This is a genomic window from Kosakonia sp. MUSA4 (assembly GCF_013085925.1).
GTDB classification, from domain to species: domain Bacteria; phylum Pseudomonadota; class Gammaproteobacteria; order Enterobacterales; family Enterobacteriaceae; genus Kosakonia; species Kosakonia sacchari_B.
In genome coordinates this window covers 3,366,508-3,390,225 of record NZ_CP025697.1, presented here as the reverse complement: position 1 = coordinate 3,390,225, position 23,718 = coordinate 3,366,508, and the positions used below count along the sequence as shown (strand labels likewise).

The window sequence follows — 23,718 nt, the reverse complement described above, 5'->3', positions numbered from 1 at the left end:
ATGAAAATAACAATCTCCGGAACAGGTTACGTTGGGCTATCAAACGGGATTCTGATCGCGCAGAACCATGAAGTCGTAGCGCTGGATATCGTGCAATCCAAAGTTGATATGCTTAACCAGAAGATTTCGCCCATCGTTGATAAGGAAATCCAGGAGTATTTGCAGAATAAGCCGCTGAATTTCCATGCTACCACGGACAAACAGGAAGCCTATCGCGGTGCCGACTTTGTGATTATCGCCACCCCGACGGATTACGATCCGAAAACCAACTACTTCAATACCAGCAGCGTGGAATCGGTGATCCGCGATGTACTGGAAATTAACCCGCAGGCGGTGATGATTATCAAATCCACTATTCCGGTGGGCTTTACCCAGTCGATCCGCGAAAAATTCGGCGTAGATAACATCATTTTCTCACCCGAATTCCTGCGTGAAGGGAAAGCTCTGTACGATAACCTGCACCCATCACGTATCGTCATCGGAGAGCGTTCTGAACGTGCTGAGCGTTTTGCCGCACTGTTGCAGGAAGGGGCAATTAAGAAAGACATTCGCGTACTGTTTACCGACTCTACGGAAGCCGAAGCGATCAAACTGTTCGCCAACACCTATCTGGCGATGCGTGTTGCTTACTTCAACGAGCTGGACAGCTACGCGGAAAGCCTGGGGCTGAACAGCCGTCAGATTATTGAAGGCGTTTGTCTCGATCCGCGTATTGGCAACCACTATAACAACCCGTCATTTGGTTACGGCGGCTATTGTCTGCCGAAAGACACCAAGCAACTGCTGGCAAACTACCAGTCCGTGCCGAACAACATTATTTCGGCCATCGTTGATGCTAACCGCACGCGTAAAGACTTTATCGCCGATTCCATTCTCTCGCGTAAACCGAAAGTGGTCGGCGTTTACCGTCTGATCATGAAGAGCGGTTCCGATAACTTCCGCGCATCGTCCATTCAGGGCATCATGAAGCGCATTAAAGCGAAGGGCGTGCAGGTTATCATTTATGAACCGGTGATGCAGGAGGATGAATTCTTCCATTCCCGCGTAGTGCGCGACCTGGAGGCGTTTAAACAGGAAGCTGACGTGATTATCTCCAACCGTATGGCGGAAGAACTGTCTGATGTTGCGGACAAAGTCTATACCCGTGATTTATTCGGTAACGACTAAAGACGAAAAATGAAAACGGCCCGTAAGGGCTGATGGTTCCCCATAAATAAAGACAGGCATAGAAGGTTGTGATCTACTTAGTGTTCCACCAAAAAGTAAGGTCACTCCTCTATGCCTGCTTCACAAGTTTGCCATAAATTTTTCAGTCAGTCCCTGAACTCCATTCATCAGTACCGTAAAAATGCCCTGCTCGATATGACCGTGGCCCTGACGCGTGGTGCTTCGCTTTCTCTTACCAGCATCGGCAGATACCTGCCAGGCCCCGCACGTGTTAAGCACAAGATTAAGCGTGTTGACCGGCACCTCAACAGCGACCTGATGTTCAGTGATATTCCTTCCGTCTACCAGCAGCTTGTATCCCGTCTCACACACAGCCTTTCAGTTTGTGTCATTGCCGTGGACTGGAGTGGCTATCCCTCATCAGAGCTCAGTGTTTTACGGGCAAGCTTATTGTGTGATGGCAGAGCTATCCCTCTGATGAGTAAAGTCATTTCCTCCCGCCACCAGAACAACTCTGCAGTACAAAATGCCTTTCTCGATCAGATGGCTGCCGCCATCGGCAAAGATAAGCAGGTCATTATCGTGACCGATGCAGGCTTTCGCAGCAGCTGGTTTCACCACATCCGCTCTCTGGGCTGGGATTTTGTCGGACGGGTCAGGGGCAGCCTCTATTTTCAGGTCGCCGGGAATGAAGAGTGGCTGATGGCGCGGGATATTGCGTCATCAACAACGGCGCGCTATCTGGGATTCGGACGACTGGCACGCAACGTCAGTCGTGACTGTCCGGGACATTTCTACACCGTGCATAAGCGGGCGACGGGCAGGAAAAGCAGCCAGCATTACCCCAAAACAGACAGGATGTACCGTAAAAACGCGCGTGAACCGTGGCTGCTTTTTACCAGCCTGATGGGATATAAGCCACGCGGGATAGTTAAAATTTACAGTCGCCGTATGCAAATAGAGCAGAACTTCAGGGATGAGAAAAGTGAACGTTATGGTCTGGGACTACGGGCAAGCAAAAGCCGGGGAGAAAAGCGGATATCTGTGCTTTGCCTGATCGCCACGCTCTACAGCATCATTATGTGGATGAGTGGTTATTACCTTGAAAGTAAAGGAATAAACAGATGGTTTCAGGCGAACAGTGAGAAATCACGCAGAGTGCTGTCGTATCTGACTTTGAGTGAAAATGTCATCCGACAGTCACCGGGGCTCCTGTCGGGGATGAACCCCGACAGGGTGTACGCCGATATGGCGAGGGCCTATCGAAACATCATCATGGTGTATTAATGATGTTTCTGGGGATCCCTCAGCCCGTAAGGGCCGTTTTTTTATACCTTATAAAAGTCTCTGTACCACTCAACAAAGCGTTTCACCCCTTCTTTAACCGAGGTTTGCGGTTTAAAACCGATTGTTTCGTAGAGCGGTTGAGTATCCGCGCTGGTCTCCAGCACATCGCCCGGTTGAATCGGCAGCATATTTTTCTGTGCTTCAATGCCCAGCGCCTCTTCCAGCGCCGTAATGTAATCCATCAACTCCACCGGCGAGCTATTGCCGATGTTATAGACATGGTAAGGTGCAGAGCTGCTGGCTGGCGTGCCTGTTTCAACCGTCCAGGCCGGGTTGGCCTGCGGGATCACCTCCTGCATACGGACAATCGCTTCAACGATATCGTCGATATAGGTGAAGTCGCGCTTCATCTTGCCGTAGTTATAAACGTCGATGCTTTTGCCTTCCAGCATCGCTTTGGTGAATTTAAACAGCGCCATGTCCGGGCGGCCCCACGGGCCATAAACGGTGAAGAAACGCAAACCGGTAGTCGGTAATCCATAAAGGTGAGAGTACGTGTGGGACATCAACTCATTGGTTTTTTTGGTTGCCGCATACAGCGAAACCGGATGATCAACAGAATCATCAGTGGAGAACGGCATTTTACGGTTCAGGCCGTAAACGGAACTGGAGGAGGCATAGAGCAGATGCTGCACTTTATTATGGCGGCAACCTTCCAGTACGTTCAGATGCCCAATGAGATTTGATTCGGCATAAACATGCGGATTTTCCAGCGAGTAGCGTACGCCAGCCTGCGCCGCTAAATGGATCACCCGGTCGAATTTCTCCGTCGCAAACAGCTGTGCCATATTTTCACGGTCGGCGAGGTCAATCTTGTGGAAGCTGAAGCCGGGCGAGGCCAGCAGATCCAGGCGCGCCTGTTTCAGGCTCACATCGTAATAATCATTGAGATTATCAATCCCTACAACCTGGTGGCCCGCCTGCAAAAGGCGCTCGCTGACGTGGAAGCCGATAAAGCCGGCCGCGCCGGTAACCAGAAATTTCATCTCTCATCCTTTATGACATCTAATACAATTCGCATATTGTATGATGCTGACAGGCTAATCGCTATAAGTTAAAGGATTTATCATTTGGTACAAAAAATGAACGATAAACATTTTTTAAATATTATCCTATAGAAAAAAAAGCAGGGGGGCCTAAACTCGCGCACTATAATATTTTCTCATGCATGTCTTATCTAAGGTTGCTATGACGTACGAAAAAAATAACCACCAGACTGAGCTAAATAACGCGCAGGAACAGATTGATTTCATTGATGTGTTATTGCAAATCTGGCGAGGGAAGTGGTTTGTGGCAATGTTCGTTGCAGTGAGCATTATCCTTGCTGTTGCTTATATAAACGTTGCAAAAGAGAAATGGACATCGGTCGCGGTGATCAGTTCGCCTGACGCCGGGCAGATTGTTGCTTATTCGAACGCCATGAGCGTAATAATTAATACTCCCAACTTTGATATCAACGATATTCAACAGCGTGTCATTACGCGTTTTAATGCCGCATTTTCCGCCCTGGCGGAGACGCTAAAGAACCAGGAAAAGCCGGAAAACCTTACGATTGCCGCCTCGGTTCAGGGACAGCCATTACCGTTGAAAGTGACCTACGTTGGCCCAACGGCTAAAGAAGCTCAGCAGAAACTGGCGCAATATATTGAACAAATCGACCAAAAAATTGGCAAAGAGCTGGTCGAAGACTTACAAAACAATATTCATGCGCAAATCTCGAATCTGATTGAATCGTTGTCCACACAAGAAAAAGTGGCGCAGGAACAAAAGGATCTGCGGATTAAACAGATTGCGCAGGCGCTTACGATTGCTAAAGAAGCGGGTGTGCAGGCTCCGCAAGTTCAGCAGGCGGAGAATATTTCGCAGGATAACATGTTCCTGCTTGGCAGTACGGCGCTGGAATCGATGATTAAGAATGAATCATCCCGACCGCTGGTCTTCTCTGATGATTACTTTAAAACCCGGCAGAATTTGCTGGTCTTGCAGTCGATTTCAGTAGACCCGCAAACTATCCATGCTTATCGCTATGTAATGAAACCATCGCTACCTGCCTTCCGCGACAGCCCGAAAAAAGCGTTAACGCTGGTGCTGGCCACGTTGCTGGGAGGGGTGATCGGGGCGGGATTCGTATTGGTACGCAATGCCATCAGGGCTTATCAGGTGAAGCAGTAAACAAACCGCTTTCACTGGAGAGGGATCCAGCAGAACAATAAAAACCGGGCAGCGCCCGGTTTTTTTACGCCTTACTGATGCCGCTTGCGCAGGTTCTCAATTACGGTCGTCAGATCCAACTGCTGATCCTGCAACAGCACCAGCAGGTGATACATCAGGTCAGAGGCTTCATTCGTCAGCTCTTCGCGGTCGTGTACAGTCGCCGCCAGCGCCGTTTCCACACCTTCTTCGCCGACTTTTTGCGCGATACGCTTGGTGCCGCTGGCATACAGTCTGGCCGTATAGGAACTGGCCGGATCGGCGGTTTTACGCGATGCCAGCAGCTCTTCAAGTTGATACAAGAACAACCACTGATGGCTATTATCGCCAAAGCAGCTTGAGGTGCCGGTGTGGCAGGTCGGGCCGATCGGATTCACCAGCACCAGCAGGGTATCGTTGTCACAGTCCGGGGCAATATTAACCAGATTAAGGAAGTGGCCAGAGGTTTCCCCTTTGGTCCACAAACGCCCTTTGGTGCGGGAGAAAAAGGTCACTTTACCGCTTTCCAGCGTCTTCGCCAGCGCCTCTTTGTTCATATAACCCAGCATCAGCACTTCGCCGGAAACCGCATGTTGCACCACGGCGGGCAGCAGTCCGTCGGTTTTTTCCCAGTCCAGTTGGGCCAGTTGTTGCTCTGTTAACATACCCTTATCTCCACGCCCTGGCCTGCCAGGAACGTTTTTAATTCACCAATATTAATAATCTGTTTGTGGAAGACGGAAGCCGCCAGCGCACCGTCAACATTCGCATCGCGGAACGCTTCCAGGAAGTGTTCCATGGTGCCTGCACCGCCGGAAGCAATCAGCGGAACATGGCATACCGCACGCACTTTTTTCAACTGCTCAAGATCGTAACCGTTGCGCACGCCATCCTGGTTCATCATATTCAGTACGATTTCCCCGGCGCCGCGCTTCTGCACTTCCTGCACCCAGTCCAGCGTTTCCCATTTTGTCACGCGGGTACGGCTTTCATCGCCGGTATACTGGTTTACGTGGTATTTGCCGGTAGCAGCATCAAACCAGGTATCAATTCCCACCACAATACACTGCACGCCAAAGCGGTCAGCCAGTCGGGTGATCAACTCAGGATCGGCCAGCGCCGGAGAGTTGATGGAGATTTTATCCGCGCCGAACGAGAGAATTTTGGCGGCATCGTCGGCAGATTTAATACCGCCTGCCACACAGAAGGGGATATCAATCACTTCCGCGACGCGCGCAACCCAGCTCTTATCCACAACGCGACCATCGCTGGAGGCGGTGATGTCATAAAACACCAGCTCGTCTGCACCTTCTTCGGCATAGCGTTTCGCCAGCGGAACGATATCGCCAATAATTTCGTGATTGCGAAACTGCACGCCTTTCACCACCTGACCATCACGCACGTCGAGACAAGGGATTATCCGTTTTGCCAGCATTGAATGGCCTCCTTCACAGTGAATTTACCTTCCAGCAGCGCGCGTCCGACAATCACGCCGCGCACGCCGGTACCGCGCAGGGCGGCAATATCATTTATCCCGCCAATACCGCCGGAAGACTGGAACGCCACCTGCGGCCAGCGTGCGCAAATCTCTTCGTACAGCGAAACATTGGAACCGGCCAGCGTACCGTCGCGGGAAATATCCGTACACAGCACGTGTTTCAGGCCCACGGCGAGGTAGGTTTCCACCAGCGTCTCCAGCGTAACGCCGGAGTTTTCCTGCCAGCCGCTGACTGCCACCTGTTTCGTCCCCTGTTCATCAATACGCACATCCAGCGCCAGCACCAGCCGGTCCGCACCAAACCGGGTGAACCAGCCTTTTACCACTTCCGGGGATTTGACGGCGGTAGAACCGATCACCACCCGCGCCACGCCCGCGTCAAGCAGGGCAGCGACATCTTCTTCACTGCGCACGCCGCCACCGACCTGCACCGGAACATTCACCCCGGCGACCAGCGTTTTCAGCAGCGGGATCTGGCGCTTAGCCGGATCTTTCGCCCCGGTTAAATCCACCAGGTGCAGAACTTCGGCGCCTTGTGCGGCATAATCCTGCAAACGCGGCAGCGGATCGTTGCCGTAGTCACGCTGCTGCGCATAATCGCCCTGATGGAGACGCACCACCGTGCCGTCGATTAAATCTAAAGCGGGAATAATCATCACATCTCCAGGAAGTTTTTCAGCAGTTGTGCGCCCGCGCGCCCCGAGCGTTCCGGGTGAAACTGCACGCCATAAAAATTATCTTTTTGTACGGCGGCGGTGAACGCTTCACCGTACTGGCACTGGGCAATGGTGTTCTCATTGACCGGCATCGCGTAGCTGTGCACAAAGTAGAAGTACGCGCCATCGTCAATGCCCTGGAACAGGCGGTTGCCCGCTTTCGGATAGACCTGGTTCCAGCCCATATGTGGCAGCGGCAGGCCGACATCTTTCATTTTCGGCACATCCTGGTCGATGATACCCAGCAAATCGACGCCTTTATTCTCCTCGCTGAAACGGCCCAGCAACTGCATGCCAAGGCAAATGCCGAGCACCGGCTGGGTGCAGGCTTTCACCAGATCGATAAGTTCGCGCTCGCGCAATTGGTCCATCGCCGCCTGCGCCGTACCCACGCCGGGAAGAAACAGTTTGTCGGCGCGCAGCACCACATCCGGATCGCGGCTCACCAGCGGTTCATAACCGTGACGGGCAATGGCGGATTTCACCGAATTCAGGTTGGCGCAGCCGGTATCAAGGATCACTACACTCATTACAGCACTCCTTTTGAGGAGGGAAGGGTATCGCCTTCCACGCGAATGGCCTGACGCAACGTGCGGCCGAAGGCTTTAAACAGGCTTTCCACACGGTGATGGTCGTTTTTGCCTTTGGTCTTCAGATGCAGGGTCAGCGCCATGGTGTAGGAGAGCGAACGGAAGAAGTGCTCGACCATTTCGGTGCTCAGATCGCCCACGCGCTGATAGGCGAACTCGGCTTTATATTCCAGGTGCGGACGACCGGAGATATCCATGGCACAACGTGCCAGACACTCATCCATCGGCAGTACAAAGCCAAAACGGTTGATGCCGCGCTTGTCGCCCAGCGCCAGTTTCAGCGCTTCGCCCAGCGCCAGACCGGTATCTTCCACCGTGTGGTGATCGTCAATATAGAGATCGCCTTTAACGGTAATTTCCATGCGGAAACCGCCGTGGGTGGCGATCTGATCCAGCATGTGGTCAAAGAAACCGACGCCGGTGTGAATTTTGCTGCCGCCTTCGCGATCCAGCCACACTTTGACATCAATCTGCGTCTCTTTGGTGGTGCGTTCCACGTGCGCATAACGATCGCGGCGCGTCAGTTGTTCGCCGATCATCGCCCAGTTCAGCGTCTCGCGGTGATAGCGCAGGCCGCCGATCCCCATGTTGTCCGCCAGTTCGATATCGGTTGCGCGGTCGCCAATCACATAGCTGTTGGCGCGATCCAGTGCCTGTTCCGCCAGCCAGCGTTCCACCATTTTCACTTTCGGTTTGCGGCAGTCGCAGCCATCGTCAGGGAAATGCGGGCAGATCAGCACCTCTTCAAAATTCACCCCTTGCGAGGTAAAGATCTGCATCATCAGGTTATGCGGACCATCGAAATCGGCCTGTGGGAAGCTGCTGGTGCCCAGACCATCCTGATTGGTGATCATCACCAGCTGGTAGCCCGCTTTTTGCAGCTTCAGCAGCACCGGAATGACCTCTGGCTCAAAGGCCAGCTTGTCGAATCTGTCGACCTGAAAGTCGCTCGGCGGCTCGGAAATCAGTGTTCCGTCACGGTCAATAAACAGGTACTTCTGGCTCATACTTGCTCCGCACGTAAGGCGTCGATGACGCGCTGGCTCTCTGCGCGGGTGCCGATGGTGATACGCAGGCAGCCGCTTAAAGAAGGTTGTTTGTTCTGGTCTCTCAGGATAATGCCCTGATCCCACAAAGATTTAAACACGGTGCTGGAGGCCGTCAGGCGCACGAGAATATAGTTCGTTTCCGAGTCGAATACCTGTTCAACGCACGGAATATCCTTTAATGCGCTAACCAGATACTGGCGCTCCGCGAGGATCTGCGCCACACGCTCACGCATGGCCACAATGCCCAGCGGGCTGAGCGCCTGCGCAGCGATGTCGGCCACCGGCGTGGAGAGCGGGTAAGGGGCGATCACTTTCAGCAGCAGGGCAATCACCTCTTCATTGGCAAGCGTGAAACCACAGCGCAGACCGGCCAGCGCGAAGGCTTTCGACAGCGTGCGCAGCACTACCAGATGCGGATATTCCGCCAGCCAACCCGCCAGCGTCGCCTGCGGGCAGAATTCGATATAGGCTTCATCAGCTACCACAAGAGCTTTGCCGCGCGTCATTTCCAGCAAGACGCCCATATCTTGCGGTTTGATAATCTGACCGGTCGGGTTGTTCGGGCTGCAAACATACACCACTTTCACGCCGTCCAGTTTATCGGCGATAGCCGGTAAATCGAGCTGCCAGTCTGCCAGCGCCTGCACGGTACGGTATTCGACACCCAGCGTTTCGGCGCTGACGCTGTACATGCCGTAAGTCGGCGGGCAGAACAGAACCGCATCCTGGCCTGGTTCGCAGAAGGCGCGGATCAGCAGTTCGATGCCTTCATCGGCGCCACGGCTGACCAGCACCTGCTCCGGTTTCACCCCGGCATACTGCGCATAATTTTCGATAACCGCTTTCGGCTGGCACTCCGGATAGCGGTTCAGCGTCTGTTGCGTGAGTTCATATTGCACTGCCGTCGGGAACTCGTTGGCGTTCAGCCAGACATCCCCTTTGCCGCCCAGGCGGCGGGCAGACTGGTAAGGTGTCAGTTCGCGTACGTTTTTACGCGCCAGTTCTTCAATGCTCATGCTTGCTCCTTCAGCGCCTTGACGCGCAGGGTGACGGCGTTTTTGTGGGCGGTCAGACGTTCAGCCGCTGCCAGCGTTTCGATGGTGCTGGCAAGCCGTGCAAAACCGTCGCGCGAGAGTTCCTGTACTGTCATGCGTTTCTGGAAATCCGCCAGCCCCAGGCTGGAGCAGGTTGCGGTATAGCCATAGGTCGGCAAAACGTGGTTAGTGCCGGAAGCGTAATCGCCAGCCGATTCCGGCGACCAGTCGCCGAGGAACACCGAACCGGCGCTGGTAATGCCATCGACAAGCGCGCGGGCGTCGCGGGTCTGAATAATCAGGTGCTCCGGGCCGTAAAGATTGGAAATCGCCACGCACTGCGCCAGATCGCGCGCCACAATCAGGCGGCTGGCAGAGAGCGCCTGGCGCGCAGTTTCCGCACGCGGCAGATCCGCCAGTTGACGCGCAACGGCGTCGGCGACGCGGGAAGCCATATTGCTGTCCGGCGTCAGCAGGATCACCTGGGAATCGGGGCCGTGTTCCGCCTGCGACAGCAAATCGGAGGCCACAAAATCCGGCGTTGCGCCGCTGTCGGCAATCACCAGCACTTCAGAAGGGCCAGCCGGCATATCAATGGCTGCGCCATCCAGACGCTGGCTCACCTGGCGTTTGGCTTCGGTAACAAAGGCGTTGCCCGGTCCGAAGATCTTGTCAACTTTCGGTACGGATTCCGTACCGAAAGCCAGCGCCGCAATGGCCTGCGCGCCGCCGACTTTAAAGATCTCCTGTACGCCGCACAGCTGCGCGGCATAGAGAATTTCATCGGCAATCGGCGGCGGCGAGCAGAGCACCACTTTCTGGCATCCGGCGATACGCGCTGGCGTTGCCAGCATCAGCACCGTGGAGAACAGTGGAGCCGAACCACCGGGAATATAGAGGCCGACGGAAGCGATCGGGCGGGTCACTTGCTGGCAGCGCACCCCAGGCAGCGTTTCCACATCCACCGCCTGCAATTTTTGCGCATTGTGGAAGGTATCGATATTTTTCACCGCCACGGCCATTGCTTGCTTGAGTTCGTCACTCAGTCGGGCGCTGGCCTCGCGGATTTCGTCAGCGGTGACTTTCAGCGCATCAACCTGCGTTTTGTCGAATTTGGCGCTGTACTCGCGCAGCGCGTTATCGCCGCGCGCACGGACATTATCAAGGATCTCCACCACCGTGCGGGTAATGCTCTCCGAGGCTGAGATGGCCGGGCGCATCAGCAGGTCGCGTTGCTGTTGTTCGCTACAACTGTTCCAGTCAATTACGGTATTGAAACTCATGGCCTTACTCCATCATCTTCTCAATCGGCAGAACCAGGATGGAGCTGGCGCCCAGCGCTTTCAGTTTTTCCATCGTTTCCCAGAACAGGGTTTCGCTGCTCACCATGTGCATTGCCACGCGCTGCTGGTCGCCCGCTAGCGGCAGAATGGTTGGGCGTTCAGCGCCCGGCAGCAGGGCAACAACTTCTTCCAGACGCTCGCTTGGCGCATGCATCATGATGTATTTCGATTCGCGGGCCTGAATAACGCCCTGGATGCGGGTCAGCAGTTTATCGATCAGTTGCTGTTTGGCGTCGCTCATCTCGCCGTCGCGCTGGATAAGGCACGCTTTCGAGCGGTAAATCACTTCGACTTCGCGCAGACCGTTAGCTTCCAGCGTGGCACCGGTTGATACCAGGTCGCAAATCGCGTCGGCCAGACCGGCGCGCGGAGCAACTTCAACAGAACCGTTCAGCAGACAGGATTTAAAAGAGACGCCTTTCTGATCCAGATAGCGTTTCAGCAGGTGCGGGTAAGAGGTGGCGATGCGTTTGCCGTCCAGCGCTTCCGGGCCGTTCCAGGACTCATCCACCGGCGTGGCCAGCGACAGGCGGCAACCACCGAAATCGAGACGGCGCAGGGTAAAGTAACGCGGATCTTCGCCCTGCGCGCGGCGGGTTAGCAACTCTTCTTCCAGCACGTTCTCGCCAATAATGCCCAGGTCAACGACGCCGTCCATGATAAGCCCCGGAATGTCGTCATCGCGTACGCGCAGAATATCGATCGGCATATTTTCCGCCAGCGCGATCAGACGCTGCGTGTGCAGGTTGATCTTAATGCCGCAACGGGCCAGAAGTTCGCGAGAGTCATCGCTCAGGCGGCCGGATTTCTGAATAGCTATGCGTAAACGCGTGTTATCTAACATTCTGTTGTCCTCTTTATCCTGCTGAATTTGGTTCAAAAAAAAAAGCCCCCGGAAGAAGATCTTCCGGGGGCTTTCTCTGCGTTCATGCACCACTGGAAGATCCAAACGTCTTCCAGCACACATCGCCTGAAAGACTAGTCAGGATGATGGTGATGATGGTGGTGTTTAAATTGAACGCGGGTCATAAAATTCTCAATGAATGCTTATTCACATAATGCTGATTAACCTAAACCACTTTAGCTGACAAACGCAAGGGCTTTTTTAATCATTCATTCATTTCATATACATTGTATGAATTGTCAGTTGTCGCTGGCTGGCGTAGCCTTGAAGAGTCAGGTGCCGGAAAGGAAGGGGAGAAAGCATGAAAAAGGTCGCAATTGTCGGGTTAGGATGGCTGGGCATGCCGCTGGCATTATCATTAATGGCGCGGGGCTGGCAGGTGACCGGCAGCAAAACCCGCCCCGATGGCGTGGAAGCCGCGCGCATGTGCGGTATCGAAAGTTATTTGCTGAATCTCGAACCGGAACTGGTGTGTTATACGGACGATCTCGACGCGCTGATGAATGTCGATGCGCTGGTGATTACGCTTCCCGCGCGGCGCAGCGGGCCTGGCGAAGAGTTCTATTTGCAGGCGGTGCAGGAAATTGTTGACAGCGCGCTGGCGTATCGTATTCCGCGCATCATCTTTACCAGTTCGACGTCGGTATATGGCGATGCATCTGGCGTCGTGAAAGAGAGCACGCCGCGCGAGCCGGTGACGGCCAGCGGGCGGGTGCTGAAAGAGCTGGAAGACTGGCTGCACAATTTGCCGGGGACTTCCGTTGATATTCTGCGCCTGGCGGGGCTTGTTGGGCCTGCGCGCCACCCGGGGCGATTCCTCGCCGGAAAAACCGCGCCCGACGGCCAGCATGGCGTTAATCTGGTGCATCTGGAAGATGTCATTGCGGCTATCACGCTGCTGTTACAGGCGCCCAAAGGCGGGCACATCTACAACCTTTGTGCGCCGTCTCATCCCTCGCGGGAAAGCTTTTATCCGCAGATGGCGCGCCAGCTTGGACTGGCACCGCCGCATTTTCTCGAATCAACCGCTCGCGAGAAGGGCAAAGTGATTGATGGCAGCCGGATTTGCAATGAGCTGGGCTTCGAATATCTCTACCCCGATCCGTTTAATATGCCGCTGTCGTGACGATTTTTGTGCAAAAAATGCTATTAGTATGATTAATAGTTCGCCAAAAGATTAAAAATCAGTCACTTGAATGCACCAATGCAGTGAGTTGGTTTGCACTGTATTGTCATCGCGCCTCAATCTGGTGCAAAATGTGCCGCTGCAAAAAATAGAGAGTAACCGACCTTAATCCGTCGGTTATTTTTTTTGCGGGCAAAAACGTCATTCAATAAAAGAGGCCGGGCTTCGTACCGGATAGATACACATTTAAAAACCGACAGTCGTTGTCGCTGAGGAAAGAACACAAATGGGGCAATTTTTTGCTTTTGCGGCGGTACACACCGTTCTGGGGGATAGCCATGTCGCATAACGTTACTCCAAAAACCTCTCGCGTGGAATTACGTAAGACCCTTACGTTAATTCCGGTTGTAATGATGGGCCTTGCCTATATGCAGCCGATGACGCTGTTCGATACATTTGGTATCGTCTCCGGCCTGACCGATGGTCACGTCGCAACCGCTTATGCGTTTGCGCTGGTCGCCATCCTCTTTACTGCCTTGAGCTACGGTAAGCTGGTGCGCCGCTTCCCGTCCGCAGGCTCTGCGTACACCTACGCACAGAAATCTATTTCTCCGGCTGTCGGCTTTATGGTCGGCTGGTCATCGCTGCTGGACTACCTGTTCATGCCGATGATCAACATTCTGCTGGCGAAAATTTACTTCGAAGCGCTGGTGCCGTCCGTACCGTCGTGGATCTTCGTGGTCGCGCTGGTGGCTTTCATGACCATTTCGAACCTGCGCAGCATCAAGACCGTGGCGAACTTCAACACCCTGATCGTGATCCTGCAAATGGGCATCGTCGCAGTCATCGTCGGCCTGATCATTTACGGCGTTTCACACGGTGAAGGTGCGGGCACGCTGGTCAGTTCCCGTCCATTCTGGTCTGAAGGCGCGCACGTTGTGCCGATGATCACTGGCGCAACCATCCTGTGCTTCTCGTTCCTCGGTTTTGACGGCATCTCCTCGTTGTCTGAAGAGACCAAAGACGCTGAACGCGTGATCCCGCGCGCTATCTTCCTCACCGCGCTGATTGGCGGCGTGGTGTTTATCGCGGCATCTTACTTCCTGCAACTCTACTTCCCGGATATCTCCCGCTTTAAAGATCCGGACGCTTCACAGCCGGAAATCATGCTGTACGTTGCCGGTAAAACCTTCCAGTGGGGCGTGCTGATCTTCTCCAGCGTTACCGTACTGGCTTCCGGTATGGCGGCGCATGCGGGCGTCTCCCGTTTGATGTACGTCATGGGCCGCGACGGCGTGTTCCCGTCCCGTTTCTTCGGCTATGTGCATCCGAAATGGCGTACCCCAGCGTGGAACGTTCTGTTGGTTGGCGCGATTGCGCTGCTGGCGATTAAATTCGACCTGGTCACGGCAACGGCGCTGATTAACTTTGGTGCACTGGTGGCATTCACCTTTGTGAACCTGTCGGTGATCTCGCAGTTCTGGATCCGTGAAAAACGCAACAAGACGCTGAAAGATCACTTCAACTACCTGGTTCTGCCGGTATGCGGTGCGCTGACAGTGGGCGCGCTGTGGATCAACCTTGAGCAGAGCTCAATGATTCTGGGCCTCATCTGGGGCGCAATCGGCCTGGTCTATCTGGCCTGTGTCACCCGCAGCTTCCGCAACCCGGTGCCGCAGTACGAAGATATCGCGTAAATCGCTTTACGCAGAAACAAAAAAACCGGAGGTCAAGGCCTCCGGTTTTTTTATGCTTCCAGGTCAGGCTACTCGCGCTCAGACAATCTCTTCCGCATACTGCCACAGCGCCTTCAGTAGCGCCTGCTTCTCACTGTTACCGTCGTGTTGCTGGAACAGCGCCTGGATCTGTTCGGCGTACTGTTGCAAATACTCCGGCGTAAAGACGTTACGGCGATGCTGCAACCAGCGCTGCTGCTCGTTTTCATCCAGCGTTCCGGGGAAGTTGCGCGCCCGGTAGTTAAACAGCAGTTTTTCAATGCGCCCGTCGGCAAAGGTAATATCGAGAGCGGGCAGGTTACGCGGCTCGGTTTCGAGCAGGATTTTCATCGCTGCGCGGTCGGCATCGCTGAAAAAGCCGTTGTAGATCTGCGCATCAACATTCTCTGACGGCACGAAGGGTTCGGCTTCGGCAAAAATGGCCAGCACTTTTTCCCGCACCTGCGGGTTGTCGCGCAGAATTTGCAGGTTATCAAGACACTGTTGGCGGTTAATCCCCAGACGCTCCGCATCCTGCGGGCGCAGCGTATTGGCCTGCGCCAGCACCGGGCATTTATTCAGATGCACCAGCTTCACCGGCACTGCCGCGCTCTCGCCGAGATCCGCTTTTGGCGTGTACAGACGCTCGCGCAGTGCATCGGCATCCAGTTCCAGCAGCGGCGACATATCGCCCGCGAGATCCACCATAATCACTGCGTTGCGGTTCTCCGGGTGCCAGGCCAGCGGCGCAACCCAACTGGTATTGCCGCGCCATGCGCCGAACATGCCGGAAACGTGTACCAGCGGCTTCATCTGCGGAACATCGATCAGCGCCGCCAGTTTCTGCTTGTTGCGATGGCTATAGAGATAGTCAAACAGCTTCGGCTGTTTTGCTTTAACCAGCTGCGCCATCGCAATGGTGGCGTACACATCGGCCATCGCATCGTGGGCATTACTGTGTTCGATACCGTTGGCTTTCGTCAGATGTTCAAGGCGAAAACTCGGCAGGCCGTCGTCGTTCTCCGGCCAGTTGATGCCCTCCGGGCGCAGGGCGTAGCAGGCGCGCATCACATCCAGCAGATCCCAGCGCGAATTGTTGTTCTGCCAGCTCCAGGCGTACGGATCGTAAAAGTTGCGATAAAAGATATTGCGCGTGACTTCGTCGTCAAAACGCACATTGTTGTAACCGAGTACGCAGGTTTTCGGCACGGTAAAGAGATCGTGAATTCGCCGGGCGAACGCGGCCTCGTTCTCGCCTTTGGCGCGCGCAATCTGCGGCGTGATACCGGTGATCAGCACCGCTTCGGGCTGCGGCAGGTAATCATCCGCCGGTTTACAGTAGAAAACTTCCGGCTCGCCGATGACATTAAAATCGGCATCAGTACGCAGCGCGGCGAACTGCGCCGGGCGATCCAGCGCCGGGCTGGTACCGAAAGTCTCATAATCGTGAAAGAGAAAAGTGGGCGTTGCGGCGGAATCAGACACCAGTTGCTCATCCTGTCAGTAAATATGTCGCTTATGGTAAACCATCCCACCCTGTGTGCCGAAGAAAAACCGGTCACTGTTCCGCAGAACCTCGCAAAAACAGTGCGTTAAAACTGATCTGTGTCACATTTTTTTGCAATTTAATCAGGTAACGACACGCGAAGTTCCGTAAAAAGGACAGCGATTTTAGATGCTATTGAGGATATTTCATTGAAACGCCGTTTGTTTGCTGCTTCTTTGCTGGCGATTTGCGTACATAACGCCCAGGCCGACGACTTACCTTTTGCCCCACAGCCTCCAGCTATTCAGGCTGGCTCCTGGGTATTGATGGATTACACCACCGGGCAAATCTTAACTGCGGGCAACGAGCATCAGCAGCGTAATCCGGCGAGTTTGACCAAACTGATGACCGGCTATGTGGTGGATCGGGCGATCGACAGCCATCGTATCAGCGCGGATGATGTGGTAACTGTAGGGAAGGATGCGTGGGCGAAAGGCAACCCGGTTTTTGACGGTTCATCGCTGATGTTCCTGAAGCCCGGCGATCGCCTGACCGTGCGCGATTTGAGCCGCGGTCTGATTGTCGATTCGGGTAACGATGCCTGCGTGGCGCTGGCCGATCATGTTGCGGGCGGCCAGCCGCAGTTTGTCGCCATGATGAATGATTATGTGCAGAAGCTGAATCTGCGCGACACCCACTTCGAAACTGTCCACGGGCTGGATGCGCCAGGGCAGCACAGTTCGGCCTACGATCTGGCGGTACTGTCCCGCGCCATCATTCACGGCGAGCCGGATTTCTACCATATGTATAGCGAAAAAAGCCTGACGTGGAACGGTATCACCCAGCAAAACCGTAACGGGTTATTGTGGGATAAAACCCTCAATGTCGATGGGCTGAAAACTGGTCACACTTCAGGTGCAGGCTTCAACCTGATTGCCTCCAGCGTTGACGGTCAGCGCCGCCTGATTGCGGTGATTATGGGCGCAGACAGCCCGAAAGGCCGTGAAGATCAGGCGCGCAAATTACTGCACTGGGGACAACAAAACTTCGATACCGTCGAAATTTTGCGTAACGGCAAAAAAGTCGGCAGCGAGCGCGTGTGGTACGGCGATAAAGAGCAGATTGCGGTGGGTACGGACCAGGATTACTGGCTGGTGCTACCAAAAGCAGAAGTGCAGAACGTCAAAGCGAAGTATGTGCTGAGCAGTAAAGAGCTAAATGCGCCGCTGGCTGCACATCAGCAGGTGGGGGAGATCCAACTCTACGATCGCGACCAGCTGATCGCTCACTGGCCGCTGGTCACGCTGGAAAGTGTCGGCAAAGGCGGCGTGTTCTCGCGTCTGAGCGACTGGCTGCATCATAAAGGTTAACGCGTGTGCGGGCAGAGTGGCGGTGATGCGAGTCTGCTCGCATAATTGATGACTCCGACATGCCAGGCGATCGTCGGAACGCTATACTGTATAAACACACAGTAACGCTAAGGGAGTCAACATGAGCTACAACGTGAAGCAACTGGAAAAACGTCGTATCGCCGGGTTCCATCTGGTCGGGCCCTGGGATGTGACGGTGAAGCAGGGTTTTAAACAGCTAATGATGTGGGTCGACAGCAATAAGATCGCACCGCTGGAGTGGGTGTGCGCCTATTACGATAACCCTGACGAAGTGCCGCCGGAAAAGCTGCGCGCTGACGTTGCTATCACCGTCGATGCTGGCTTTCAAATCCCGGCAAATAGCGAAGGAGTGATTCTCACCGACATTCCCGGCGGCCAGTACGCCGTGGCGCAGGCGCGGGTGTACAACGAAGAGTTCGAAGCGTGCTGGGATCTCTTCTTTGATGAACTGCTTAGCGATCAATCCGTGCAAATTGCTGCGGGTCCCTGCTTTGAAGTCTACCTGAACGATGCGCAGCAGGATGGTTACTGGGAAATCGACATGCATATCCCGGTTGAGTCGAAAAATCTGTAAGCGATAAAATAACCGGAAGAGGCAACAGGAAGCGCTGTCGCCTCTTTTTTTATCGCAGAGGGTGCTATCTGAGTCCGAAAAATCCTACAATTGCGCCTTTGTCGGTTCAATCGGGAGAAGCGACTGTGCGTCGCGACAAATCACTCAGTCCTTTCGAAATTCGTCTTTACCGCCATTATCGTGTCGTACACGGTGTGCGTATCGCGCTGGCTTTTATTCTGACCTTTTTGCTGATCCGTCTGCTGGAGGTACCAGAGGGAACCTGGCCACTGATCACGCTGGTGGTGTTGATGGGGCCGATCTCCTTTTGGGGAAACGTGGTTCCGCGCGCATTTGAACGCATTGGCGGCACAATTTTGGGTGCGGCGCTGGGTCTGGTGGCATTAAAACTAGAGCTTCTCTCGCTGCCCGTGATGCTGCTGTGGTGCGCGGTGGCGATGTTTCTCTGTGGCTGGCTGGCGCTGGGCAAAAAGCCTTACCAGGCGCTGCTCATTGGCATTACGCTATCGGTGGTGGTTGGCGCGCCGCCAGGTGATATGCATACCGCGCTGTGGCGCAGCGGCGATGTGATTATCGGTTCACTGCTGGCGATGCTGTTTACCGGCATCTGGCCGCAGCGGGCATTTTTGCACTGGCGTATTCAGATGGCCAACTACGTTACCGCCTTCAACCGCGTTTATCAGGCGGGTTTCTCCCGTAACCTGGTTGAACGGCCGCGGCTGGAAAAACATCTGCAAAAAATCCTCAACGACGTGGTGAAGATGCGCGGACTGATCACGCCCGCCTGCAAAGAGACGCATCTGCAAAAGGCGATTTTCGAAGCCATCCAGACCGTCAGCCGCAATATGGTCTGCATGCTGGAGCTGCAAATCAATGCTCACTGGAGCTCACGTACCAGCCATTTTGTGATGATCAACGCACGTACGCTGCAGGATACGCAGCAGATGACTCAGCAAACGCTGCTGACCATTGCGCATGCGCTGTATGAAGGCAACCCGCAGCCGATTCTGGCCAATACTGAAAAGCTCAGTGAGATTGTGGCGGAATTGCGCCAGTTGAGCCGTGAGCATAAAGGCGATGCGCTGGCTGAAACCTCGATTCACGGTTACGTTTGGCTAAGCATGGAGCTGGCCCGCCAACTGGAACTGCTGTCACATTTGATCTGCCGGGCGTTGCGCAAATAACGGCCAGATAACCCGATGCCGTTGTTGGGTTGTTTCGATTCAGCTACATTTGCGGTTATGATAGCCGACAGGAAAAACCATTGTCTTATGCGACCACATTGGGTAGGTTTGCCTCTAAGGTGGTTGCTTTAACGAATCCGAGTCTCACATTATCAGGGGTGTAAAAATGGAAACAAGTAAGCCTTCATTCCAGGATGTTCTGGAGTTTGTGCGTCTGTTCCGCCGCAAAAATAAATTGCAGCGTGAAATCCAGGACGTGGAGAAGAAGATCCGTGATAACCAGAAGCGCGTGCTGCTGCTGGACAACCTGAGCGACTACATTAAACCGGGTATGAGCGTAGAAGCGATCCAGGGCATTATCGCCAGCATGAAGACCGACTACGAAGATCGCGTGGATGATTACATCATCAAAAATGCTGAACTGTCGAAAGAGCGCCGCGAAATCTCCAAAAAACTCAAAACCATGGGCGAACTGAAGCCGATTGAGCCAAAAGTGGAATAACGCCTCCAGCGAGCGGTGAGAGGTGCGCCTCTCACCCTTCCAGCACGCCTCCTGCCACCATTTTCAGCAGATAGTTTTGCGGCCAGTGCGCCGTCAACCCGGTCTCTTTCAATTCCCGACGAATGCTTTCCACATCATGGCGCTGGCTATTAAGCAGTAGCCCGACCACACTTCCGCTGTGAGCAACATTCAGTCCATACAGATCGCAACGCTCCACCAGCTCGAGCAGGGTGGGAAACGCCGGTTTTGGCAGCAGCGCCTGGCTGGCAATCGCGCTTAACGTCGCAGCTTCTCCCAGCCGCGCGGCATCATTTTCCACGCAGGCCTGCTGCAACAGGCGCCATGCATTATCCAGCGTAGGGGCATTTTCCAGCAGTGCCCGCTGGCGTGGCAGACGATGATAAGCGGCAGTGGTCAGGGTTAGCGGGCTTTCAAGCAGCAGCACGTCACACTCCGGCAAACTGCCGCAGGTAATCTGCGTTTCAGCGCTATTGTGATCGAACAGGGTCAGGCGCGAAAAGATCGTGCTGTCGGTCGGCTCCAGCGCCACGCACAGTTGCGCCAGCGTTTTCTCATCCAGCGGTTGCTCAAGATGACGGGCCGTTGCCACGGCGGCGGCGGCAATATCCGCGGTGCTGCTGGCCATGCCTTTGGCCAGGGGAATGGTAGAGTGACACTCGATGCGCAATGTGTGCGCCAGCGTGGCAGGTAGCTGCCAGTGCGCCAGGAGCTGGTTAACCATACGACGCACCAGCGGCCGTTCATCCACCCGAGGTTTGCCGTGGGTGACTTCGACACTGCTGTACCAGTCCACCGGACAGGAGACCAGCTTTTCACCTCCCAGGATCCAGCCCTGGATTATTTCACCGCACGATGCGGGACAGTGCGCCAACGCCACGCTGTAACTCCCTTCACAATCAAAGCCCGGATAGTGTCACTTCGACCCGGCGAACGCCAGAATTTCGCGCAATTTAGATTTCTCGCAGACCCGCTATTTCTGCAATGTTTTTCGCCAGACCTGTCAACTGACGCCGCAGGCATTTCGTCTGCAAAATAATGCAAATATTGCGGGCGATTAAATTACCGTTAGCAATATTTTGTTATTCCGGATGCGCTTGAGAACTCTCTGATGCCTTAATATGCCGGGAGTTGATGAAAAGGGTGAGCAATAAATTGTCATAGCGCAACAAATTATTATTTGCTCAAAGATAAACTGAACCCGTTTTTATTTCCCTGCTGCGATATAGTTCGTACAGGGAAAAATCAGGGTGATAATGACGCGCCGTGATTAAAAATCTATCAGGTTTGCCGCAAATGTATTTTGCGGCTGGGAAGGGGGTGTAAATCCCCCGCAGCCCCCGCTGCTGTAATGCTGACGACCCCGTAATCGCCACTGATCGTAAGATCGGGAAGGACGGGCGAGGATGACGCTAAGCCAGAAGACCGGCCTGATGGACATTATCAACAACTTCGGTGGGAAGTGGGTTGCTCAGTCGCGTACGGTCGAAAGACCGGGTCAACTCGCGTCCTGGCTCCGTTCTTCCTGCCCGCTACGGGGTTACAGGAATGTCAGACAGACGCAGCGCCTTTATCCTTGCCGGAACCGGCAGCGGCTGTGGGAAAACCACCGTCACGCTCGGGCTGCTCACTGTGCTGCAACGTCGCGGTTTACGCGTGCAACCCTTCAAAGTCGGGCCGGACTACCTCGACACCGCCTGGCACAGCGCCGTTACCGGCGTGGCTTCCCGTAATCTCGACAGCTTTATGCTGCCGACGCCTGTGTTAAATGCGCTGTTTCGCCAACATTTCACCGCCGCCGATGTCGCCGTTATTGAGGGCGTGATGGGGCTTTACGATGGCTACGGCACCGACCCCAATTATTGCAGCAGCGCGGCGCTGGCAAAACAGCTTGCGCTTCCGGTGATCCTGCTGGTTGATGGCAAAGCGGTATCCACCTCAATTGCCGCCACGGTGATGGGGTTTCAGCGCTTTGACCCGCAGTTGCGCATTGCCGGAGCGATCGTCAACCGGGTAAACAGCGACAGCCATTTTCAACTGCTGAAACACGCCATTGAGTATTACTGCGACTTGCCGGTGCTGGGATATGTTCCCGTTGCTCCCGGCGTGGCGCTGCCGGAACGTCATCTTGGTCTGGTCACTGCCCGCGAGTCGGTCGTTAACGCACAGCCATGGCAGGCGTTTGCCGCGCGCCTGGAACAGACCCTCGATATTGACCGCTTACTCGCCCTGAGCCAGGTCACCGCGCTGCCGCAGGGGGCGCTTCCTGCCATGCCCGCGCCAGAGGCGGGCGCAGGGCTGGAGCTGGCGCTGGCCGACGACGAAGCCTTCAACTTTTACTATGCCGATAATCTGCAACTGCTTGAACATGCCGGTGTGCGCATCGTGCGTTTTAGCCCGCTGCATGACCATGAGTTGCCCACATGCCAGATGCTGTGGCTGGGCGGCGGTTATCCGGAGCTGCACGCGCGCACGCTGTCGGCAAACCAGCCGATGCGCGATGCCATTCTCGCCGCGCACCGGCGTGGCGTGGCGATCTATGCCGAGTGCGGCGGCCTGATGTATCTCGGCGATACGCTGGTGGATGCCGCAGGCGATGAGTGGCCGATGGTCGGCGCCATCCCCGGTCACAGCCGGATGGGCAGCAAGCTCACCCGCTTTGGTTACTGCGAAGCCCGCGCAACGCAGCAGACCTTACTTGCTGGCGAAGGGGAAACCCTGCGCGGCCACGAGTTTCACTATTCCGATTTCACCCCGCGCGTCGATGCCGTGCTGGCGTGCCATAAAACGCGCGATGGCGAAGTGCTGAAGCGCTGGCAGGGCGGCTGGCAGGTGGGCAACACTTTTGCCAGCTATTTACATCTGCATTTCGCCCAGCGTCCAGCGATGCTGGAGCACTGGTTTGCCGCCGCCAGGAGGGCGTCATGACGCTGCTGGCCTGGTGTGTCGCATTTCTGCTCGATCGCTTCCTTGGCGACCCGCCGCACTGGCCGCATCCGGTGCGTTGGATCGGCGCGCTGATTAACCTGGTGCAAAGCGCCGTCCGGCGAGTGTGCCGCAGCGATACCGCGCTGCGCATCGGCGGCGGCGTGATGTGGCTGCTGGTGGTGGGCATCACCTGGAGCGTTGCCTGGGGCGTGCTCGCACTGGCGCAGGCAATCCATCCGTGGTTCGGCTGGTGCGTGGAGGTGTGGATGATTTACACCCTGCTTGCCACGCGTTGTCTTGCGGATATGGCGCGGGAAGTGGAGCAGGCGCTGCGCTCCGGTTCGCTTGCTGAAAGCCGCGAAAAGCTGTCGTGGATTGTCGGTCGCGATACCGCGCAGCTCCAGCCGCCGCAAATCACCCGCGCGGTAGTTGAGACCGTCGCGGAAAACACCGTCGATGGCGTTATCGCGCCGCTGTTCTTTTTACTGCTCGGCGGCGCGCCGCTGGCAATGGCCTACAAAGCGGTCAATACCCTGGATTCGATGGTGGGCTACAAGCATGAAAAATACCGTGCGATCGGCATGGTCAGCGCGCGGCTGGATGATGTCGCCAACTTTATCCCGGCGCGTCTGAGCTGGCTGTTACTCAGCATGGCAGCATGGCTCGCAGGTAATGACGCGGGCAATGCGCTGCGTATCGGTTTTCGCGATCGGCGCAACCACAGCAGCCCCAACTGCGCCTGGCCTGAAGGCACCGTGGCCGGGGCGCTTGGCGTGCGGCTTGGCGGGCCAAATGACTACTTCGGCCAGCGGGTCGAAAAACCGTGGATTGGCGATGAGCTCCGCGCCATTACGCCGGATGACATTCCGCGCACTATTCGCATGATGTGGCTTGCCGCCATGCTGGCGCTGGCGCTGTTTGCGCTGATACACCTTGCCCTCGCGGGCGCATAAGGA

23 protein-coding genes, 1 riboswitch and 1 other annotated feature are annotated in these 23,718 nt (G+C 55.2%); of the genes, 11 read left to right on the top strand and 12 right to left on the bottom strand.

The window, feature by feature from the left end; translation table 11 throughout:
- Positions 1–1,167: a UDP-glucose 6-dehydrogenase gene (gene ugd / locus C0557_RS16085; protein WP_208659466.1), complete on the top strand. Its 1,167-nt coding sequence runs from the start codon at positions 1–3 to the stop codon at positions 1,165–1,167.
- A 111-nt stretch (positions 1,168–1,278) separates the two neighbouring features.
- Entirely contained in the window at positions 1,279–2,454 is a 1,176-nt protein-coding gene (locus C0557_RS16080; protein WP_208659464.1) for an IS4 family transposase, read from the top strand.
- Between the two features lie 41 nt (positions 2,455–2,495).
- Here the strand turns inward: C0557_RS16080 and C0557_RS16075 are convergent, their stop codons facing one another.
- Entirely contained in the window at positions 2,496–3,500 is a 1,005-nt protein-coding gene (locus C0557_RS16075; RefSeq protein ID WP_208659462.1) for an NAD-dependent epimerase, read from the bottom strand.
- A 202-nt stretch (positions 3,501–3,702) separates the two neighbouring features.
- Between C0557_RS16075 and wzzB the strand changes: the two genes are divergently transcribed.
- Positions 3,703–4,686 (top strand): LPS O-antigen chain length determinant protein WzzB, encoded by a 984-nt coding sequence (gene wzzB / locus C0557_RS16070; protein ID WP_208659460.1) that lies wholly within the window; start codon positions 3,703–3,705, stop codon positions 4,684–4,686.
- 71 nt (positions 4,687–4,757) lie between these two features.
- Here the strand turns inward: wzzB and hisIE are convergent, their stop codons facing one another.
- The 9 genes from hisIE to hisL form a co-directional block, all read right to left on the bottom strand.
- Positions 4,758–5,369, bottom strand: a complete 612-nt coding sequence (gene hisIE / locus C0557_RS16065) for a bifunctional phosphoribosyl-AMP cyclohydrolase/phosphoribosyl-ATP diphosphatase HisIE (RefSeq protein WP_007371298.1) — start codon at positions 5,367–5,369, stop codon at positions 4,758–4,760.
- The gene (gene hisF / locus C0557_RS16060; RefSeq protein ID WP_074779569.1) at positions 5,363–6,139 is read right to left on the bottom strand and encodes an imidazole glycerol phosphate synthase subunit HisF; all 777 of its coding nucleotides are present in this window, start codon (positions 6,137–6,139) and stop codon (positions 5,363–5,365) included. The genes hisIE and hisF overlap by 7 nt, the downstream gene beginning before the upstream one ends.
- Positions 6,121–6,858 carry a 1-(5-phosphoribosyl)-5-[(5-phosphoribosylamino)methylideneamino]imidazole-4-carboxamide isomerase gene (gene hisA, locus C0557_RS16055; protein ID WP_208659458.1) on the bottom strand — a complete coding sequence of 246 codons (738 nt, stop codon included), beginning with the start codon at positions 6,856–6,858 and terminating at the stop codon, positions 6,121–6,123. The genes hisF and hisA overlap by 19 nt, the downstream gene beginning before the upstream one ends.
- The gene (hisH, locus tag C0557_RS16050; RefSeq protein ID WP_208659455.1) at positions 6,858–7,448 is read right to left on the bottom strand and encodes an imidazole glycerol phosphate synthase subunit HisH; all 591 of its coding nucleotides are present in this window, start codon (positions 7,446–7,448) and stop codon (positions 6,858–6,860) included. The genes hisA and hisH overlap by 1 nt, the downstream gene beginning before the upstream one ends.
- Positions 7,448–8,515, bottom strand: coding sequence for a bifunctional histidinol-phosphatase/imidazoleglycerol-phosphate dehydratase HisB (gene hisB, locus C0557_RS16045; protein ID WP_208659453.1), 1,068 nt, complete (start codon positions 8,513–8,515; stop codon positions 7,448–7,450). The genes hisH and hisB overlap by 1 nt, the downstream gene beginning before the upstream one ends.
- Entirely contained in the window at positions 8,512–9,573 is a 1,062-nt protein-coding gene (hisC, locus tag C0557_RS16040) for a histidinol-phosphate transaminase (protein WP_208659452.1), read from the bottom strand. The genes hisB and hisC overlap by 4 nt, the downstream gene beginning before the upstream one ends.
- The gene (gene hisD / locus C0557_RS16035) at positions 9,570–10,874 is read right to left on the bottom strand and encodes a histidinol dehydrogenase (protein WP_208659450.1); all 1,305 of its coding nucleotides are present in this window, start codon (positions 10,872–10,874) and stop codon (positions 9,570–9,572) included. Before hisD ends, hisC begins: the two co-directional genes overlap by 4 nt.
- Positions 10,875–10,878: 4 nt before the next feature.
- Complete coding sequence (hisG, locus tag C0557_RS16030) at positions 10,879–11,778, bottom strand: ATP phosphoribosyltransferase (protein ID WP_074779576.1); 900 nt, start codon at positions 11,776–11,778, stop codon at positions 10,879–10,881.
- A gap of 36 nt (positions 11,779–11,814) precedes the next feature.
- Positions 11,815–11,937: a sequence feature (His leader region), on the bottom strand.
- Positions 11,913–11,963, bottom strand: coding sequence for a his operon leader peptide (hisL, locus tag C0557_RS16025; RefSeq protein WP_001364200.1), 51 nt, complete (start codon positions 11,961–11,963; stop codon positions 11,913–11,915). Its footprint overlaps the feature before it by 25 nt.
- A 176-nt stretch (positions 11,964–12,139) precedes the next feature.
- Between hisL and C0557_RS16020 the strand changes: the two genes are divergently transcribed.
- A complete protein-coding gene (locus C0557_RS16020; protein ID WP_208659448.1) occupies positions 12,140–12,964 on the top strand; it encodes an SDR family oxidoreductase in 825 nt (274 codons plus the stop codon).
- A 338-nt stretch (positions 12,965–13,302) separates the two neighbouring features.
- A complete protein-coding gene (locus tag C0557_RS16015) occupies positions 13,303–14,661 on the top strand; it encodes an APC family permease (protein WP_208659445.1) in 1,359 nt (452 codons plus the stop codon).
- A gap of 78 nt (positions 14,662–14,739) precedes the next feature.
- Here C0557_RS16015 and sbcB read toward each other — a convergent pair whose 3' ends face one another.
- A complete protein-coding gene (sbcB, locus tag C0557_RS16010; RefSeq protein WP_208659443.1) occupies positions 14,740–16,164 on the bottom strand; it encodes an exodeoxyribonuclease I in 1,425 nt (474 codons plus the stop codon).
- 210 nt (positions 16,165–16,374) lie between these two features.
- Between sbcB and dacD the strand changes: the two genes are divergently transcribed.
- The 4 genes from dacD (at position 16,375) to C0557_RS15990 (ending at position 19,816) form a co-directional block, all read left to right on the top strand.
- Positions 16,375–17,535, top strand: coding sequence for a serine-type D-Ala-D-Ala carboxypeptidase DacD (gene dacD / locus C0557_RS16005; RefSeq protein WP_371813163.1), 1,161 nt, complete (start codon positions 16,375–16,377; stop codon positions 17,533–17,535).
- A gap of 121 nt (positions 17,536–17,656) precedes the next feature.
- The gene (sbmC, locus tag C0557_RS16000; protein ID WP_074779584.1) at positions 17,657–18,130 is read left to right on the top strand and encodes a DNA gyrase inhibitor SbmC; all 474 of its coding nucleotides are present in this window, start codon (positions 17,657–17,659) and stop codon (positions 18,128–18,130) included.
- 125 nt (positions 18,131–18,255) lie between these two features.
- Positions 18,256–19,314: an FUSC family protein gene (locus C0557_RS15995; protein WP_074779586.1), complete on the top strand. Its 1,059-nt coding sequence runs from the start codon at positions 18,256–18,258 to the stop codon at positions 19,312–19,314.
- A gap of 166 nt (positions 19,315–19,480) precedes the next feature.
- Positions 19,481–19,816, top strand: a complete 336-nt coding sequence (locus C0557_RS15990) for a DUF496 family protein (protein ID WP_074779588.1) — start codon at positions 19,481–19,483, stop codon at positions 19,814–19,816.
- Positions 19,817–19,847: 31 nt separating this feature from the next.
- Here C0557_RS15990 and C0557_RS15985 read toward each other — a convergent pair whose 3' ends face one another.
- A complete protein-coding gene (locus tag C0557_RS15985) occupies positions 19,848–20,714 on the bottom strand; it encodes an L-threonine kinase (protein ID WP_208659441.1) in 867 nt (288 codons plus the stop codon).
- A 386-nt stretch (positions 20,715–21,100) separates the two neighbouring features.
- Positions 21,101–21,283, top strand: a riboswitch (cobalamin riboswitch).
- A gap of 99 nt (positions 21,284–21,382) precedes the next feature.
- On the opposite strand from C0557_RS15985, the gene C0557_RS15980 reads away from it, so the two are divergent.
- Positions 21,383–22,762 carry a cobyrinate a,c-diamide synthase gene (locus C0557_RS15980; RefSeq protein ID WP_208659439.1) on the top strand — a complete coding sequence of 460 codons (1,380 nt, stop codon included), beginning with the start codon at positions 21,383–21,385 and terminating at the stop codon, positions 22,760–22,762.
- A complete protein-coding gene (cbiB, locus tag C0557_RS15975) occupies positions 22,759–23,715 on the top strand; it encodes an adenosylcobinamide-phosphate synthase CbiB (protein ID WP_208659437.1) in 957 nt (318 codons plus the stop codon). Before C0557_RS15980 ends, cbiB begins: the two co-directional genes overlap by 4 nt.
- Positions 23,716–23,718 lie beyond the last annotated feature (3 nt).